This window comes from Chloracidobacterium sp. (assembly GCA_025057975.1).
Lineage (GTDB): Bacteria > Acidobacteriota > Blastocatellia > Chloracidobacteriales > Chloracidobacteriaceae > Chloracidobacterium.
Window position 1 is genome coordinate 240 of record JANWUV010000020.1, and the last position, 14584, is coordinate 14823.

Here is a 14584-nt window from a genome sequence, read left to right on the forward strand (position 1 = left end):
AGCAAGTCCTCCCCAAACGCCCCGCCCAACACCTCACTCACCGCCAGCACACACCCGCCCAACGCCTCCAACACCACCTCCTCCCCCTCCCGATACGTCACCTCCTGCTGATATCGCCCCGTCGCCTCCTCCGGCTCCCGGCACACCACCACACACCGCCGCCGCCAATCCACCACCACATACACCGGTACTCCGCGCCGCGCATACTCCTCACGCTTCTTCCCGTAGTCGTCCCGCCAGTTCTCGCTCGCCACCTCCACCACCAACACCACCGGCACGCCCAGCCGTACCACCCCGGCTTCTTCTTCCTCCTTCACCGCCGCGTCCTCCCGCCGACACACCACCAAGTCGGGAATCCGCGCCAGGTACTCGCTGATCTGCAACCCCAGCTGCGTCACCGCGTACGGCAGTCGCCGCTCGCTGATCCAGCGCATCAGGCGCACGGCCAAACTCAAGACAATCCACTGGTGGCGTTTGTTCGGCTGCGGCATCTCGACGGGGACACCATCCACGAGTTCATAGCGCACGCCCGGCTCGCCGTAGTCTAAGAACTCTTCAAAGGTCATCAAGCGGGGCGGCGTGGCGGTCAACGGCGTGGACATCGCGTGCGTACCTCCAAGGTCTGTCCAAGGGCTGTGTTGGGTCTGCGTCCACGGGCGGCGTCGCCCATCTGCGGGACACAACCATACCACACGAAAGTTATTGCCGCGTCGCAGGCGTCGGCGACTCGCGCGCTTTCCGAGAAAATGTAGCGAGTCTGCCCGTTCGTCCTTTCTTCATCCCTCATCCCTACCTCCTACACCGCAACCACACCGGCACGACAATGACGGTATCGGCCTCAACCGCCGCCGCGTACACCGACTGTGGCAGCGGCCCGTCGCACTTCAGCCGACGTTCCGCCACCGCGCCGCTCTCTAGGCTTCGCTCGACGTTCCGCCGTTGATTCCCACCCGTCGCTGCGATTTCCTCCAATGTTTCCGCTTCTCCTTCGCCGCTCTCCAATTCGTAGAGTTCGCCCGGTGACGCCTGCCGCTCCAGCGCCGCCGTCAACTCCCGATTCCCAATGACGTGATCGGCCGCCGTCTTCCATCCGTCAATCCGTCAATCCGACGCGGCGACAAAATCACCCACAGCGCCTCGCCGGCATAGTTCGGATCGGATGAGACAATCCGAAAGTACGGCCAGTCTTCCAGCCGGTCGGGAACATCCACGACTTCGCCGGGCCGCACGAAGTTGTTTACTGCTGCGCGTTCGGGAAACAGCAGTACGGGTTTGCCGAGGCTTCTGTCGCGGCGCAGTTCACGGTTGAGGATGTAGAGATACCCTTCCCGCGCCGCCTCGACCGTCAGCCGCACGATGTCGTTGGGGACGACGGGACGCGCGAAGCTTGAACGCTCCGGCACGCGCCAGTGCCAGCCGGATTGGTCGGCGTTTTGCACCTTGACGGCGTCGGCGGCGGACTCTCCGGCACGCAGCTCGCGTAATCGCCACAACGTGAGTCCGAGCAGTTGCGGCGATGCAGCTTGACCGGTTTTGACGACCTTGCCGCCCGCGCCGGACACAGCGCCGGAAGACGACTTGGCTTCACTGCCTACGGCATCCGAAACCTTCCGCCGGTAGCGCGGACGCGGGCGGCCGTAGCACCCGGTCCGCCCGCTGCGGACGCCGCGATGCCGACTGGACGATTCCGAGCGAAGTCTTCTGACTTAAGCAACGTAGGCATAACATTACCCCCCTTAAGGCCCCCTTAAGAAAGTACCGACGGTAAGACGCTGATGCCATGCTGCGCCTCCCAGTCTAAAATTGAAGCCTCAAGACGCTTCGCCTCTGAATTCATTCCCAGTCGCCGATAATGATACAGTCCGACGAAGACCGCCTCAATCTCTTCGCATTCTTCGTAAGCCCTGTAGACGACGCCCATAGCGCGTCAAACCCCTCGTCCGTTCCGTAACGCTCACGCCAATACTCGCGGACGGATTCCTTCTCGGCTTGCCCAATCCATTCGTATGGAATCGCCGCCCCGGTTATAGCTTTGTACCAGCGGCGCGCAATATCTCCCTTGCTGAAAACCCCTTCCACCGCAAAACCTCCGTACGTATTTGTTCACCCTCTTCCGGCGTTACCCCCGCCAGACGGTACAATAACCCCGGTTTCCGTTTTTGATGACCCGGCCTTCGCTCAGGTCAAAGGGCGAAGCGGTCGCTTCTGTTTTAGGAAAGTTGGACATGGCGCAAACGACTTGGGCGCAGGAGGCGTTTCACCGCTTGAGCGGGCGGACTCACGGCCCGCCAACGTCTTCCGGGCGTGCGCCGCCCGCCGTATGTTTCGCTTGGGGGCAAGGATACCATGCCGACCGATGGCGGCGCGGCGCTTTGTTGTCCCAGAAAGCACATCATTTGTGCGTCAGTTTGAGCAGTACAATGCCGCCGACCACCAGCGCCAAACCCGCCAGCCTCCCAAGGTCGCGCGGCTCGCCGAGAAACAACAAACCCACCAACGCCGTGCCGCCGGCGCCAATCCCGACCCATACCGCATACGCCGTACCCACCGGCAACGTTCGCACAGCGACCGACAGCCCGTACATGCTGAGCGCAATGAACAGCACCGTCACCACCGACGGCAGAAACCGCGTAAACGATTGAGTGCGCGGCATCATCACCGCGTACACCACCTCGCAAAGCCCCGCAAAGAGCAGCCACAACCACGGATGACCTGCCTGCATACCCCACCCCCGCCGCCGCGCCCCATACGCGCCAATGTCACACGACGCCTCGTTCAGCCGCGACCGGTTTCCCAAACCGGCTCCAAAAATCATTGACGAAGCCAACCCCGGCAAGCTTATCTTGTTTCACAAGCCAGTCCTGTTTCACAAACGGGCGTCGCCTTTCTCCACCACGCATCGCCTGCGGAAAACTTACGGCGTCATGACCAGCAGCGTCTCCGCAACCGAGCCGATACCGAGCGTCTCGCCGGCGTCGCCGACTCGCCCGCTGCGCTGGCTTTACAACGGCCCGGTTGACCTCATCATCGGCTGCGGCCTGTGGTCGTTGCCGCTGTTGCTGACGGCGTACCTCGTTGAACCACACTTCACCGGACACTTCGCCGTCGCCTTTTACGCCGTTGCGCTTGTGTGCAACTACCCGCACTACGCGGCGACGTGGTACCGCGCCTGCGCACGGCCGGCGGATCGCATACGCTACGGGCGCGTACTGGCTTGGTCGTCGCTGCTGACGGCGGCCGGGCTGCTGCTGGTTCACGCCCACCCACCGCTGTTGCGCTGGGCCTTCACGCTGTACGTCTTCTGGAGTCCGTGGCACTACACGGGGCAAAACTACGGACTGGCGCTGATGTTCGCCCGGCGTAACGGCGTGACGGCCCTTGACGCGGCGACGACGCGCCGGCTCTGGTGGGCGTTCGCTCTGCCCTACGCCATGCTGCTGACGGCGTTCAACAGCGGCCCGTCGGCCGACCCCCTTCTGCTGTCCGCCGGCCTGCCGCCGTTCGTCGCCAAGACGCTGATTGTCGTCTGCGGTCTCATCTTCCTCACGATAACTTTTATTATCGGACGTAAGTTGCTCCACGAATCTCCCCAGCCCGCCGTCGCGCCGACGCTGACGCTGTTGGCCACCCAGGCGCTGTGGTTCATCCCCGCCGCCGTCGTCGTCCTCAGCGGCGAAACCGTGTTCCAAGTCCGCTACAGCTCCGGCATGCTGGCCGTTCTGCACTCGGCGCAGTACCTGTGGGTGACTTCCTACTACGCACGGCGGGAAAGCGGCGCGCAGTGGCGACCCGGACGCTACGCGCTGGTGCTGTTCGCCGTCGGCGTCGCGTTGTTCATTCCGGGGCCGTGGGCGGCAAGCCTCGCTTTCGGTATGGACTTCACCACCAGCTTTCTTGCGTTCACCGCGCTGGTCAACATCCACCACTTCATTCTGGACGGCGCGGTGTGGAAGCTCCGCGAGCCGCAGGTGGCGGCGGTGCTGGTTCAGGACGGCGCGGTGGGCGATGTGGAAACCACCGTTCCCCATCGTTCACTGTGGCGGCGGTTCGGCCTGACGGCGGCGACGACGGGGCTGGCGCTGCTGGCCGGTCTCGATCTGGCTAAGTTCGTTCTGGGTGGGCGCACAATGGACGCAACGTCCCTACAGCAAGCCCTCAAACTCAATCCCAACGACGCCCTCATCGCCGCCCGACTGGCGCGCGCGGCGCTGGCGGAAGGCGACCGCCTGCGCGCCCGCGAGGCGCTCGAACGCGCCGTCGCCATCAATCCCTACGACGCGGAAAGTCAGGCGATGCTCGGACAAATGCTCATCGAGCAAGGCGAATACGATGCGGCCTACCGCCACTACCAACGTTTCCACGAACACCTGCCGAACAACGTCGCGGCGCTCGTCAATCTGGGAACACTGGCGGCGCAGCAGGGCGCGGAAGGCGACGCCGTGGCGGCCTGGGAACGCGCCGTCCAACTCGACCCCAACGGTCAACCCATCGCTTGGGCCAATCTGGGCGACGCCTACATGCGCGCCGGCCGTACGAAGGAAGCCGCCGAAGCCTACGAGCAGGCGCTCCACCACGCCTCCCCCAGTGACCGCCAACGGCTCGAATGGATGCTTAAACTGGGCGACGCCTACACCGGCGCGCAAAACTTCGGGCAGGCCGAAACCAACTACGCGCGCGTGTTTGACGCGGCGCAGGCCGCCGGCGACGCGGCGCTGGCAAGTAGCGCCGCCACACGGCAGGCTGGACTGTACGCGGCGCGGCAAGACATACCACAGGCCGTAGCGCGCCACCAGACGGCTTTACAGCTCGCCGAAGCCAGTCAAGACGCCTACGCGCAAGGTGCGGCGTGGTACGAATACGCACTGCTGATGGCCAAACATGGCGCTCCGGCGGACTTCATTTACGCGGCATGCCTCCTGGCCGAAACCTCTTTCGGCGAAACACCGCGCGGCGCAGCCGTCCGGCCGACGGTCGCCGCCCGCCGCGCTGCTGTTGAACAAAAACTCGGTCCGCGCGCGGCGGAAGTTCGCGCACGGCTGCGCACCGTCAGCGACGAAGCCCGTCGGTGGCGGCCGTAGCGTCGGAGCGGCGTCGGACGGCGGCGCGGCTGCACAGGTGACATTGCCCATCGGCTGGCTACACGCCGTCCCGTCAGTCATGCAACGACGCTGACTGTCCCCGCCCACGACCCTGCCTGACACCTAGCGCTTTGCAGAACGGAGATTGTGTGACAAAACTGGCGTACGCCGCCGACCTGAAACAACCCTATAAACAACGCTCCCGCAAACGACCAGCGATATGGAAGCCGCCCGTCAACCTAAGCCCGCCCAACCTGACCGCGCCGCCGACCGCGCTGCCTGGGTGGAACGATACCGCACCGTCCGTGCTGTCTCGGAAGCGATTTGCCGTCCGCTCGAAGTTGAAGACTATGTCGTCCAACCGATGCCGGATGTCAGCCCGCCTAAGTGGCATCTCGCCCATACGAGCTGGTTTTTTGAAACCTTTGTCCTCAAGCCCTACGCCGCCGATTACCGGCTGTTTCATCCGCGCTACGGTTACCTATTTAATTCATACTATGAAGCCGTTGGCGACCGTCACCCGCGCGCCCAGCGCGGGCTGGTGACGCGCCCCACCGTCCGCGAGGTGTACGCCTACCGCGCGCATGTGAACGCCGCCGTGGAACACTTCATCACGCACGCCGACGCCAAAACTTGGGCGACGGCCCAACCCGTTCTGGAGTTGGGGCTGCACCACGAACAGCAACACCAAGAGCTGCTCTTGACCGACATCAAAGCGATTCTTGCCGCCAGCCCACTTGACCCGGCGTATCTGCCGCCGCCGGAACGCGCGCCTACCGCACCGTCTGCGCCGCCTGTTCCGGCGGACGGCTGGTACGCCGTTGAAGGCGGCAAGTACGCCGTCGGCTGCTCCGGCGACGGGTTCGCCTTCGACAACGAAGGGCCGCGCCACGATGTCTGGCTGCGTCCCTTCCGCATCGCGGCGCGTCTGGTGACGAACGGGGACTTTCTGGCCTTTATGGCGGACGGCGGCTACCGGCGGCCGGAACTGTGGCTCTCCGACGGCTGGGCGACCGTCACCACGCATGGCTGGCGCGCGCCGCTTTACTGGCGGCAAGCCGCAGACGGCGACTGGTGGACGCTAACCTTGTACGGCCTTCGGCCGGTTGATCCCGCTGAACCCGTTTGCCACATCAGCTTCTATGAAGCCGACGCCTACGCCCGCTGGGCTGGAAAACGCCTGCCGACCGAAGCCGAATGGGAAGTCGCCGCCCGCAGTCGGCCTGTCACTGGCAACTTCTATGAATCCGGCGCGCTGCATCCGCTTCCACAGGCGGCGGATGCACCTTTCTACGGCGATGTCTGGGTCTGGACGGCGAGTCCCTATACGGCGTATCCGGGGTTTCGTCCACTGGCCGGAGCGCTAGGCGAGTACAATGGAAAGTTCATGTGTAACCAGATGGTGTTGCGCGGCGGCTCCTGCGCCACGTCGGTGACGCATATTCGCGCAACGTACCGGAACTTTTTTCCGCCGGATGCACGGTGGCAGTTCACCGGCGTTCGGTTGGCGGAGGATTTGTCATGAGCCATCCCCAGCCAAGTCAGGCGACGCGACCCTCCTATGGCTACATCGTGTCGTTTCATGACCTGCATCCGACGCCGGCGGCCTTTCGGGAGGAGGTGCTCGCCGGTTTACGGCAGCCGTATAAGGCGATCCCGGCGAAGTTCTTCTATGACCGGCGCGGTTCGGCGCTGTTTGATGAAATCTGTCAACTGGAGGAGTACTACCTGACGCGCACTGAAATCGCCCTACTTGAACAGCATGCGGCCGAAATTGCGGCGCTGGTCGGCGATGAAGCGCTTTTGATTGAGTACGGCAGTGGCAGTGGACGCAAAATTCGCATCCTGCTTGACCACCTGCCTACGTTGGCCGCCTACGTGCCAGTGGACATCTCCAAGGAGCATCTGCTAGCGGCGGCGACCGAGCTGGCTCAGGCCTACCCGTTCCTGCGGGTGACACCAGTCTGCGCCGACTACACGCAGGAGATGGACTTTCCCGACTTCGAGGAGTTTCCCTACCGACGGCGGGTTGTGTTCTTCCCCGGCTCCACCATCGGCAACTTTACGCCGGCGGCGGCTGAAGCCTTTCTCCGACACGCCGCCGAAGTCGCCGGACACAACGGGGCGCTCCTCATCGGCGTGGACTTGAAAAAAGACCCGGTTGTGATTGACGCCGCCTACAACGACAGTCGCGGCGTCACTGCCGAGTTCAATCTGAACCTCCTGCGGCGCATCAACATCGAACTGAACGCTGACTTTGACTTGCGGCTGTTTCAGCACCGCGCCTTCTATGACCCAATGCACGGACGGGTCGAAATGCATCTGGTCAGCACTCAGGCGCAAACGGTGCATATTGGGGATGAGACGTTTACCTTCGCTGAAGGTGAGACCATTCACACTGAAGATTCCTACAAGTATGACCTCGAAGCATTCCAAGCGATGGCGGCGCGCGCCGGCTGGTCGGTTGGGGCGGCATGGCAGGATGAAAGGCGCTACTTCGCAGTTTGTTTTTTTACCGTAGCGTAGACGCGCGGACGCCGAGTGGCGTGTGGACTTGGCGTGGATTATCACCAAAGCCAATCGCTCGAATGTCGGCGTAGACTCGGCGTAGACACCGAGCTGATTTCCAGCCAGCCTACCCAATTGGTTAACCTTTCCGGCGATTGGTTAACTCTGGCGTCCCGTCTAAAATTTTTTGTTCAAGGCGGTAAGCGCCGCCAGCGCTTATCCGGCCTGTTTGGCTGTTTGGCTTATCCCGTGGCGGGAGGAAAGTGACGTGTGCGCCATGCGCGTTGAAAGGGCCGCTTGCGGCGTCGGTTTTGTCGCTTCACGGCGCGGCGCGGCGGAGCGCGGCGTCGTGGAAGCGGCGTTGCATGCTCTGCGCTGCGTCGAACACCGTGGCGCCTGCGCTGCTGACGGCCTGACTAGCGACGGCGCGGGACTGATGACCGACCTGCCGTACGCCCTGTTTGGCTATCCGCCGGAAAGCGTCGCCGTTGCGTTTCTGTTCCTGCCCTCTGATGCGCTCCGCAGCACCAAGGCGTTTGACATCTTCGCCGACACCTTTGAGTTCTATGATTTGCACGTTCTAGAAAGCCGCGATGTGCCTACCAACCCGACCGTGCTTGGCCCGATAGCCCGCCGTACACTCCCGACGCTCCGACAAGCCATTATCAAACGACCGGCGCAGGCGCGGACGCTCGCCGCGTTTGAGCGCCAGCTCTACGCCGCCAAACAGATGACGCGCAAGCGGTGGCGCAAGTACGGCCTGGACACAAGTTGTTTTTTCACGTCGCTTTCAGCGACGACGGTGGTTTACAAGGCGCTAGTGCGCGCCGCCGAGCTCGACCGATTCTACCTTGACTTGCAGCATCCGGCTTTTGTGTCGCGCTTCGCCTTGTTTCACCGGCGATTCAGCACCAACACCCGGACTGCCTGGGATCGTGCGCAGCCGTTTCGGTTGATTGCGCACAACGGTGAAATCAACACCATTGCCGGTAATCGCGCCTGGGCCGCTTCGCGCGAGCGGTCGCTGGGGCTGGAAGCTGGTGAACTCCTAACGCAAGCCGGCATCAGCGATACCGGCAGCCTCAATGAGATGATCGAGGCGTTGCGCCACCGCAGCGGCATGCTTAGTTTGGCTGAGGCGCTGGCCGTCGTCATGCCGCCGGCCGAAAACAATGCCTACCATACGTTCTGGGGACGGGCGCTCGAACCATGGGACGGCCCGGCGATTGTCGCCTTCGCCGACGGGCAGGTCGTCGGCGCACGGCTTGACCGGAACGGCTTCCGTCCGGGCCGCTGGGTGGAAACCAACGACGCCTTCTATTTGGCGTCCGAGGCTGGCGTCTTCGCTGTAGATGAGGCGGAAGTGTGCGCCAAAGGGGCGCTGCACGCCGGAACCGGCGTCGTCGTGGATTTACGCTCCGGCGGCGTCAGCTTCACCGAGCCGCGCGCCCAACCGATGGTCGCCGGAGCGGTCTTTGACCCGCGGACGCGCCGACTGCCGGACGCTCCGCCGCCGACTGAACCAACCACGGCGCATCTGGCTTTGGCTTTTGGGTACACTTACGATGATATGCAGGCGGCGCTGGCACCAATGGCTGCGACTGGCAAAGAACCCATCGGCTCGATGGGCGACACCGCCTGTTTGGCCGTGCTGTCTGATCTCCCGCGCCCGCTGTTTGATTTCTTCTACCAAGACTTCGCCCAAGTGACAAATCCGCCTGTGGACTACCTCCGCGAGGCGTTGGTGATGAACACCACGGTTCACCTTGGGGCGAAACCCAACATCTTTGCGCCGAAAACGCTAGTCCCGCCGCCGCCCGCCATTGAACTGGACGGCCCGGTGTTGTCACTGGCGGACATGGCAAGTTTGTACGCCGCGCTGGGAACAACGCGCTTAGGCGTTCATATCGCGGCGTTGGACGCCACCTTTGCCGTCGCCGACGGCGCAGCGGGCTTGCAAACAGCGCTGGCCGAACTTCAGCGGCAAGCTCTGACGTTGACCGAACACGGCGCGTCCGTCCTTGTGGTCAGCGATCGCGGCGTTGGGGCGGCGCGCGCGCCCATACCGTCCTTGTTGGCGCTGCGTGCCATCGTCAATGGACTCAACGAAGCTGGCATGCTGCTTGACGCCGCGCTTGTGATGGACACTGGCGAAGCGCGGACGGCGCATCACGTCGCAGCCCTCATCGGCTTCGGTGCAGCGGCCGTCTGCCCCTATGTCGCGCTGGATTGCGCGCGGTTCGGCCGCCATCCCCAACTGGACAATTTGCCGCCCGACATACGCGAGGCCAATCTCATCAAAGCGCTGACCGGCGGCGTCCTGAAAATCATGGCCAAGATGGGCATTTCCGTTTTGGCCAGCTACCAGAACGCCCAACTCTTCACGCCGGTCGGTCTTGGGCCGAAGTTGCTTGAGATATTCTTTCCCAACAAGGAAAGCTATCTGGGTGGGCTTGAACTGGAGGATATCGCACAACGTCAACTTGACAACCACCGGGCTTGGCTGGCTGCGGCAGCTAGCGGCCATGACGCGCTCGATCTGCGCCGACTGCCGCGTCATTTTCGTTTCAAGGAGGATACACAGGGCGTACAGGGCGAACGCCATGCCATGACGACGGCTCGTGCGCGGGTTGTCCATGCCTTCGTCCGTGCGGCCGCGCCGTCGCCGGAACGCTATGCCGAGTATCTGGCGCTAGGCGCAGCAAGCGAACCAATCAGTCCGCGCCACCTGCTAACGCTCCGCACGGACACAACACCGCTGCCGCTGGAAGCTGTGCAGCCGCGAACAGCAATTCTGCAAACCTTTGGCACAGCCGGCATGTCGTTCGGCGCGATCAGCGCCGAGTCCCAGCGCGATCTCATTGTGGCGATGGAGCGCCTTGGCGGGCGCAGCAACAGCGGCGAGGGTGGCGAAAATCCCTACTACTTTGAGACCGGCGTCACCGCCGCCGTCAAGCAAGTTGGTTCGGCGCGGTTTGGCGTTACCGCGCGCTATCTCGTCACGGGGCGGGAAATTCAGATCAAGATGGCGCAGGGCGCCAAGCCGGGCGAAGGCGGACAGTTGATGCGTTACAAAGTGACACCCGAAATTGCACGGGCGCGTTACGCCACCCCCGGCATAGACTTGATTTCGCCGCCGCCGATGCATGACATCTACAGCATTGAAGACCTCAAACAACTCATTGAAGAACTCAAAAACCTGCATCCGCAGGCGCGCGTCAGTGTCAAGCTTGTCGCCGGCGCCAATATCGGCGTCATCGCCGTCGGCGTCGCCAAAACCGGGGCGGACATCATTCATATCGCCGGCGGGGACGGCGGCACCGGTGCAGCCGGACTGGTCTCAATGGCGCACGCCGGCCTGCCGTGGGAAATCGGTTTGGTGGAAACCCATCGCGCGCTGTGTGAAGAGGGGCTGCGTGGGCGGGTCACGCTGCGGGTGGACGGTGGGTTGTCCAGCGGACTTGATGTCGTATTGGCGGCGATCCTCGGCGCGGAAGAGTTTGACTTTGGCAAACTGGCGCTCGTCGCGCAGGGCTGCATCATGGCACGAATCTGCGAAACTAATCAGTGTCCGGCCGGCATCGCTACCCACGATCCAAAGCGCAAAGCCAAATACACTGGACAGCCTGAGCATGTCGTACGGTGGTTCGAAGCCGTCGCCGATGATGTGCGCCAGTGGCTGGCTAGAGCCGGCCTGCCAACGCTGGCGTCCGCTGTTGGCCGCACCGACCTGCTGACGCCCAACCCTCGTCACGCTGAACGTCTAGCTGACCGGCGGCTAGATGTGTCGTTTTTCCTTGCTTCGACGCCGCCATTGCCGCCGCCGACGCCGCGCCCAGCTTTTCAAGTGGGCGACCTCAATCAACGGATTCTGAGGGATGTACAGGCGAGTGTGGCGGCCGGACGCACCGCCTACACCGGCGACTATGCGATTACGAATCTTGACCGCGCTGTACCAGCGACGCTAGCCGGCTGGTTGGCGCGCGCCGCCCACGCGCGGGACTTCCAACCTAACGGCGACGGCGGCCTGCCGACTACGCCTGTGTCCGTCACACTTCGCTTCACCGGCAGCGCCGGTCAAGGGTTCGGCGTGTTTTTGACCGACGGCCTACAAGTCGGCTTACAGGGAGAAGCTAACGATTCCGTTGGCAAGGGGATGAGCGGCGGGAAGATTGTCATCCGGCCGCACCCTGCCGCGCGTGGTGAGACGGAAACCAATACGCTGGTCGGCAACGCGGCGCTCTACGGCGCGACAGGCGGGACGCTTTACGTCGGCGGCTTCGCCGGCGACCGTTTCGCCGTCCGCAACAGTGGAGCCACGGCTGTTGTCCACGGCGTCGGACTGCACGCCTGCGAGTATATGACTGGCGGACTGGTGGTGATTCTGGGTCCGACCTCAAAAAACCTTGGCGCAGGGATGACTGGCGGCCGGATTTACATCTATGGCGGCGCTCCGGCGGCGCATGTCAACTGGGACTTCCTCACCGAACGCGCGCTGACGCCGGATGAAAGCGACGCGCTGCGGGCGCTGTTACTGGATTTCATGGTAGAAACAGACGGCCGCGCCGTACGCCGGTTGCTGGAGCAATGGGAAACCAGCGCCGCTCGGTTTGTCGCTTACGTACCGCGTCCACCGGATGAGCGCCGCGCCTGAAACGCGACGGGCGCAAAACGGCGTCAAGTCGTCGTCGGCCGCTCGTCCTGAACTACATTGAGCCGGGCAACGATTACAGTATGACCTATGGCAAAGGACAACTCATTTGACATCGTTTCGCAGGTTGACATGGCGGAGGTCGTCAACGCCGTCAATCAGGCGATGAAGGAAATCGGTCAACGTTTTGACTTCAAGGGCAGTCAGAGCCGGATTGACCTTGAAGGACGCGAGCTCGTGTTGACGGCGGATGACGAGTACAAGCTCAAGAGCGTCATTGACATTCTTCAGTCAAAACTCATCAAGCGCAACGTGTCGCTCAAGGCGCTCGAGTACGGCAAAGTCGAGCCGGCGGCGGGTGGAACGGTTCGACAGCGCATCAAGCTGCAACAGGGCATTCCGACCGAGAAGGCCCGCGAAATCGTTAAGTTCATCAAGGAAACCAAAGCTAAAGTGCAAGCCGCCATTCAGGGCGATATGGTGCGCGTCAGCGGCAAGGATCGGGATGTGCTGCAGGAGGTCATCGCCAAACTTCGGGCGCACGACTTCGGCATTGACATGCAGTTTACGAACTATCGCTCGAACTGACCGCTGCGGCTCGGGCCGCTAACTTGATGGGGTCGCCTAATGGACGGTTTTCTACTGGCGGCGCTGGTAAGGGAACTGAACACCGCGCTGACCCAACTTGATCGTGGGCTGCCGGTCGGCAAGGTCGCAGCGGCTGGCCGCGACGCCGTCCTGCTTGACTTACGGCGACGCGACGGACGTTGGCTGTTTCTCGCTGCCCGTCCGCACGACAGCCGCCTGCATCCGACCGACTGCCGGCCGCGTGACGCCGACGCCACAAGTGAGCCGCCGTTTGTGGCGCGGCTGCGCAAGGCGCTGCGCGGCGCGCGCCTGACGTACATCGTCAAAGCGGCAGGGGAGCGTTCGGTGACGTTGACGTTTGACGGCTTTGACGACACAGAACAGCCTACTCGCTGGCTGCTGCGCCATGACCTGACGGGCCGCTACGCCAACCTGTGGTTGCTGACCGCAGACGAAGTGGTGGTGGACGCCCTGCGTCCGTGGGATGGGACGCCGGGGGAGCCGTACCGGCATCGGGGCGGCGAAGACCGGCGGTTGACGTGGGACGCCGTGACGCCGGATGTGTTGCCGGGTTCGGCGGCGGCTTTGGAGCGCTTTCTGCTCGATCACGTACGGGGTTGTCGCCCGTCCGTGGCGCGCGAGGCGGCGTTTCGAGCGCAGTCTGCGGGAATGTGGGCGGCGTTTGAGAGCGTCCGGGCGGAGCTTCTATGCCCAACGGCGTTTTTCCTCTATGAACGGCCGGACGGCCCGGAGCTTTCGCTAGTTCGGTTGACGCATGCGCCGGAAGCGCCAGCGATGACCTTCACTTCGGCGCAGGAAGCCGCCGCCGCCTTTTTTGAACGACTAGAACACCAAACGGCGCAGTCGGAACGCCGCCGGCGTTGGCGGCGCGCGGTAACAACATGGCGTCAACGGTTGGAGCGGGCGTTGCAGAAGTTGGATGAAGCGGACGCGGCAGCGCGCGACGCCGAACAGTGGCGACGGTGGGGCGAGCTGCTGTACGCCAATTTGGCGACAGCGCGGCGGACACCCGCCGGCGTTGAGGTCGTGGACTACTACACCGAGACACAGCCGACCATCGTTATCCCGTTGGCGTCGGTGGAAGAAGACCTGACTGCCGCCGCCCAGCGTTTTTTTCAGCGCTACCAACGGGCGCAACGAACGCTGGCGGCCAACGCTGAACGACGCGCGACGCTGGAAGCCGAACTGGCCGCCGCCGTACGCCTTGAACAAATGACAGCCGCCGCCTCTGAAGCTGAGGAGGAAGCATGGTTCGCCGAGCTGTGCGCACGGCTTCCGTTTGACCTCCAACCGCGTGAGGATGCGCCAGCGGGAAAAACGCCGCGCGAGCCAAACGATTGGGCCGGGCTACGGCGGTATCGCGGTCCTGAAGGCTACGAAATCGTCGTGGGTCGAACAGCGCGCGACAATGACCGGCTGACGTTTACGCTGGCGCGTCCGCATGATCTCTGGTTGCATGCGGCGGATTATCCGGGAGCGCATGTTGTGATTCGGAACCCCCAGCGGAAAACCGTCCCGCCGCAGGTCATTCTGGCGGCGGCAGAACTGGCGGCGTACTTTTCGCAGGCGAAGCAGGCGGCGTGGGTGGATGTCCAGGTAGCGGAGCGGCGGCATGTGGCGCGTCCGCGCAAGGGAGCACCGGGAGAGGTGCTGGTGCGCGAAAGCCGGACAGTGACAGCCGCTCCGCGCGAAGTTCTCCCGCGTATGGCTTAGAAGGCTACTCATTTTCCCGCACGAC

11 protein-coding genes are annotated in these 14584 nt (G+C 63.4%); 6 read left to right on the forward strand and 5 right to left on the reverse strand.

Features of this window, described 5'->3' with window-relative positions; all coding sequences use genetic code 11:
- The 5 genes from NZ585_14175 to NZ585_14195 all read right to left on the reverse strand — a co-directional run.
- Positions 1-602 (reverse strand): Uma2 family endonuclease (locus tag NZ585_14175; protein ID MCS7081181.1); only part of this gene is annotated, 602 nt, incomplete at its 3' end.
- A 187-nt stretch (positions 603-789) separates the two neighbouring features.
- On the reverse strand, positions 790-1050 hold the full coding sequence (locus NZ585_14180) for a hypothetical protein (protein ID MCS7081182.1): 261 nt from the start codon (positions 1048-1050) through the stop codon (positions 790-792).
- Complete coding sequence (locus NZ585_14185) at positions 1047-1562, reverse strand: DUF4384 domain-containing protein (GenBank protein MCS7081183.1); 516 nt, start codon at positions 1560-1562, stop codon at positions 1047-1049. The genes NZ585_14180 and NZ585_14185 overlap by 4 nt, the downstream gene beginning before the upstream one ends.
- Before the next feature lie 29 nt (positions 1563-1591).
- A complete protein-coding gene (locus tag NZ585_14190; GenBank protein ID MCS7081184.1) occupies positions 1592-1723 on the reverse strand; it encodes a hypothetical protein in 132 nt (43 codons plus the stop codon).
- A 669-nt stretch (positions 1724-2392) separates the two neighbouring features.
- Positions 2393-2722, reverse strand: a complete 330-nt coding sequence (locus tag NZ585_14195; GenBank protein MCS7081185.1) for a multidrug efflux SMR transporter — start codon at positions 2720-2722, stop codon at positions 2393-2395.
- A 34-nt stretch (positions 2723-2756) separates the two neighbouring features.
- On the opposite strand from NZ585_14195, the gene NZ585_14200 reads away from it, so the two are divergent.
- The 6 genes from NZ585_14200 (at position 2757) to NZ585_14225 (ending at position 14559) form a co-directional block, all read left to right on the forward strand.
- Positions 2757-5078: a tetratricopeptide repeat protein gene (locus tag NZ585_14200; GenBank protein MCS7081186.1), complete on the forward strand. Its 2322-nt coding sequence runs from the start codon at positions 2757-2759 to the stop codon at positions 5076-5078.
- Between the two features lie 220 nt (positions 5079-5298).
- Positions 5299-6603, forward strand: coding sequence for an ergothioneine biosynthesis protein EgtB (egtB, locus tag NZ585_14205; GenBank protein MCS7081187.1), 1305 nt, complete (start codon positions 5299-5301; stop codon positions 6601-6603).
- On the forward strand, positions 6600-7604 hold the full coding sequence (gene egtD, locus NZ585_14210) for an L-histidine N(alpha)-methyltransferase (protein ID MCS7081188.1): 1005 nt from the start codon (positions 6600-6602) through the stop codon (positions 7602-7604). Before egtB ends, egtD begins: the two co-directional genes overlap by 4 nt.
- Before the next feature lie 259 nt (positions 7605-7863).
- A complete protein-coding gene (gene gltB / locus NZ585_14215) occupies positions 7864-12240 on the forward strand; it encodes a glutamate synthase large subunit (GenBank protein MCS7081189.1) in 4377 nt (1458 codons plus the stop codon).
- Positions 12241-12327: 87 nt separating this feature from the next.
- Positions 12328-12825 carry a YajQ family cyclic di-GMP-binding protein gene (locus NZ585_14220; protein ID MCS7081190.1) on the forward strand — a complete coding sequence of 166 codons (498 nt, stop codon included), beginning with the start codon at positions 12328-12330 and terminating at the stop codon, positions 12823-12825.
- Positions 12826-12864: 39 nt separating this feature from the next.
- Positions 12865-14559, forward strand: coding sequence for an NFACT RNA binding domain-containing protein (locus tag NZ585_14225; protein MCS7081191.1), 1695 nt, complete (start codon positions 12865-12867; stop codon positions 14557-14559).
- The last annotated feature ends 25 nt before the right edge of the window (positions 14560-14584 follow it).

Coding starts and splice junctions, on each gene's coding strand:
- egtD (MCS7081188.1), top strand. CDS start 6,600: ATGAGCCATCCCCAGCCAAGTCAGGCGACGCGACCCTCCTATGGCTAC.
- NZ585_14200 (MCS7081186.1), top strand. CDS start 2,757: ATGTCACACGACGCCTCGTTCAGCCGCGACCGGTTTCCCAAACCGGCT.
- NZ585_14190 (MCS7081184.1), bottom strand. CDS start 1,723: ATGCCTACGTTGCTTAAGTCAGAAGACTTCGCTCGGAATCGTCCAGTC.
- NZ585_14220 (MCS7081190.1), top strand. CDS start 12,328: ATGGCAAAGGACAACTCATTTGACATCGTTTCGCAGGTTGACATGGCG.
- NZ585_14225 (MCS7081191.1), top strand. CDS start 12,865: ATGGACGGTTTTCTACTGGCGGCGCTGGTAAGGGAACTGAACACCGCG.
- NZ585_14195 (MCS7081185.1), bottom strand. CDS start 2,722: ATGCAGGCAGGTCATCCGTGGTTGTGGCTGCTCTTTGCGGGGCTTTGC.
- gltB (MCS7081189.1), top strand. CDS start 7,864: ATGCGCGTTGAAAGGGCCGCTTGCGGCGTCGGTTTTGTCGCTTCACGG.
- egtB (MCS7081187.1), top strand. CDS start 5,299: ATGGAAGCCGCCCGTCAACCTAAGCCCGCCCAACCTGACCGCGCCGCC.